This is a genomic window from Mesorhizobium sp. M0030, from assembly GCF_040323695.1.
Lineage (GTDB): Bacteria > Pseudomonadota > Alphaproteobacteria > Rhizobiales > Rhizobiaceae > Mesorhizobium.
The window spans coordinates 1-660 of sequence record NZ_JAMYVE010000049.1 but is presented as its reverse complement, the minus strand read 5'-3'; the positions used below and the strand labels follow the sequence as shown (position 1 = coordinate 660).

1 pseudogene is annotated in these 660 nt (G+C 62.4%); it reads left to right on the top strand.

Going from position 1 to position 660, the window contains the following annotated elements:
* Positions 1–99: 99 nt before the first annotated feature.
* Positions 100–660, top strand: a pseudogene (locus tag NKJ80_RS31415) (transposase); the annotation flags it as partial.

Here is a 660-nt window from a genome sequence, read left to right as displayed (position 1 = left end):
AAATTCATGTGGGTTGGTGGATGTGGCGCAAGCCCGTTGAAATGACGTAGGATTTGGTTGCTTAAGCCGATCCGAAATTTCCCGGAGACCACACCCGCCATGAACGATCTTGCGCTGCCGCTGAGCGGTTTGTCATCAGTCGGCGGCTAGTCCGTCGTCGCCCGTTTCGACGGCGGCATGCTGTCGTCCAACAGCGGCGTTCTGGCCTTGGCCGAGGTGGAAAAGCGGTTGCGGGTGGCCGAGCGTCTGGCGCGTTGCATCGACGATCCGCGCTGCCCGGACCAGGTCGTCCACAGCCTGGCGGACATGATCGACTTTCGCATGAAGATGATCGGCGCCGGCTACGAGGACGGCAACGACGCCAACCGGCTGCGCCGCGATCCGGTCTTCAAGATGGCCCAGGATGCGCTGCCGTCGGGTCGGGATCTGGCGTCGCAATCGACGCTGTGCCGGCTGGAGAACCTACCCGAGGTGCGGGAGCTGGTCGCGATGGGACGGGCGATGGTCGATCTCTATTGCGCCTCGTTCCGGCAAGTGCCGAAGCGGATCGTACTCGACATTGACGACACCTTCGACGCTGTGCACGGAGGCCAACAGCTTCGCCTGTTCAATGCCCACCATACGAGTACGGCTTCCAGCCGATCGTCGTGTTCGATGGTG